The organism is Desulfovibrio ferrophilus (assembly GCF_003966735.1).
Classification (GTDB): domain Bacteria; phylum Desulfobacterota; class Desulfovibrionia; order Desulfovibrionales; family Desulfovibrionaceae; genus Desulfovibrio_Q; species Desulfovibrio_Q ferrophilus.
The window spans coordinates 660,001-662,500 of record NZ_AP017378.1 but is presented as its reverse complement, the minus strand read 5'-3'; the positions used below and the strand labels follow the sequence as shown (position 1 = coordinate 662,500).

1 rRNA gene (cut by a window edge) is annotated in these 2,500 nt (G+C 51.4%); it reads right to left on the bottom strand.

The window, feature by feature from the left end:
- Positions 1-38: 38 nt before the first annotated feature.
- A 23S ribosomal RNA gene (locus EL361_RS03050) occupies positions 39-2,500 on the bottom strand (it continues 476 nt past the right edge of the window).

The window sequence follows — 2,500 nt, the reverse complement described above, 5'->3', positions numbered from 1 at the left end:
TTAGTTAATAAGGAAGGATGTAGTTGTTCTATAGTAAAGGAGTTAAGACTCACGACCTATTAGTACCGGTTTGCTGAATACATTGCTGCACTTACACATCCGGCCTATCAACGTTGTAGTCTTCAACGGGTCTTTAGGACTTGCGTCAGAGAGACCTAATCTTGAAGCAGGCTTCCCGCTTAGATGCTTTCAGCGGTTATCCTTTCCGAACATAGCTACCCTGCGATGCCGTTGGCACGACAACAGGAACACCAGAGGTTCGTTCACCCCGGTCCTCTCGTACTAGGGGCAACCCTTCTCAAGTCTCTTACGCCCACAGAAGATAGGGACCAAACTGTCTCACGACGTTTTAAACCCAGCTCGCGTACCACTTTAAACGGCGAACAGCCGTACCCTTGGGACCTGCTCCAGCCCCAGGATGTGATGAGCCGACATCGAGGTGCCAAACCGCGTCGTCGATGTGAACTCTTGGACGCGATCAGCCTGTTATCCCCGGCGTACCTTTTATCCGATGAGCGATGGCCCTTCCATTCGGAACCACCGGATCACTAAGACCTACTTTCGTACCTGCTCGAGATGTCTCTCTCACAGTCAAGCTCCCTTATGCCTTTGCACTCAACGGCTGGTTTCCAATCAGCCTGAGGGAACCTTTGCGCGCCTCCGTTACTCTTTGGGAGGCGACCGCCCCAGTCAAACTACCCACCAGACACTGTCTCCCACCCGGATTACGGGTTGGGATTAGACTCCTAGACTATCAAGGGTGGTATTTCAAGGGTGACTCCACCAATACTGGCGTACCGGCTTCAAAGTCTCCCACCTATCCTACACATGATAGCCCAAAAACCAATGTCAAGCTGTAGTAAAGGTGCACAGGGTCTTTCCGTCTTTCTGCGGGTAGACGGCATCTTCACCGCCAATTCAATTTCACTGAGTCTCTGGCCGAGACAGTGCGGAGATCGTTACGCCATTCGTGCAGGTCGGAACTTACCCGACAAGGAATTTCGCTACCTTAGGACCGTTATAGTTACGGCCGCCGTTTACCGGGGCTTCGATTCAGAGCTTCGGGCGAACCCTAACCCCACCTCTTAACCTTCCGGCACCGGGCAGGCGTCAGACCCTATACGTCGTCTTACGACTTCGCAGAGTCCTATGTTTTTAGTAAACAGTCGCCCCCGCCATTTCTCTGCGGCTCCAATCAGCTATCCAAGTAAATGGGTCACCAATCGGAGCACCCCTTCTCGCGAACTTACGGGGTCATTTTGCCGAGTTCCTTAGCCAGAGTTCTCTCAAACGCCTTGGGTTACTCACCCCACCCACCTGAGTCGGTTTACGGTACGGTCTCATAGAGCTAAACTTAGAAGCTTTTCTTGGCAGCATGGAATCAATGGCTTCAACATAAATGTCTCGGCATCGCGCCTTGGCCTTAAAGAGAACCGGATTTACCTAGCTCTCAAGCCTACACGCTTACACCAGCTATTCCAACAGCTGGACCATCTATCCTCCTGCGTCCCTCCATCGCACACTCTATAAGGTACAGGAATATTAACCTGTTTCCCATCGACTACGCTTTTCAGCCTCGCCTTAGGGGCCGACTAACTCTGGGCAGATTATCTTTACCCAGAAAACCTTGGGTTTACGGCGAAAGGGTTTCTCACCCTTTTTATCGTTACTCATGCCAGCATGTTCACTTCTCATTAGTCCAGCAGGCCTCACGGACTACCTTCATCCCAAATGAGAACGCTCTCCTACCGCGCGTAGTAAAACTACGCACCCGTGGCTTCGGTGGTATGCTTAGCCCCGTTACATTTTCGGCGCGAAATCATTAGACCAGTGAGCTATTACGCTTTCTTTAAAGGATGGCTGCTTCTAAGCCAACCTCCTGGCTGTCTAAACGATTTCACTTCCTTTCCCACTGAGCATACACTTCGAGACCTTAGCCGACGGTCTGGGCTGTTTCCCTTTCGACCATGGACCTTCGCACCCATAGTCTGACTCCCAGGATGAAACTAACGGCATTCGGAGTTTGATAGGGGTTGGTAAGCGGGTAAGCCCCCTAGCCCTTTCAGTGCTCTACCTCCGTCAGTCAACTCCTGAGGCTATACCTCAATATATTTCGGAGAGAACCAGCTATCACCGGGTTTGATTGGCCTTTCACCCCTATCCACAAGTCATCCGAGCAATTTTCAACTTACAACGGTTCGGCCCTCCACTTGATTTTACTCAAGCTTCAGCCTGCTCATGGATAGATCACCCGGCTTCGGGTCTAATCCAACGTACTGATCGCCCTATTCAGACTCGCTTTCGCTACGGCTACACCTTACGGCTTAACCTTGCACGGTAGATTAACTCGCTGGCCCATTATGCAAAAGGCACGCGGTCACGGAACAAGTCCGCTCCCACTGCTTGTAGGCAACTGGTTTCAGGTACTATTTCACTCCCCTAACAGGGGTACTTTTCACCTTTCCCTCACGGTACTGGTTCACTATCGGTCGCTAAGGAG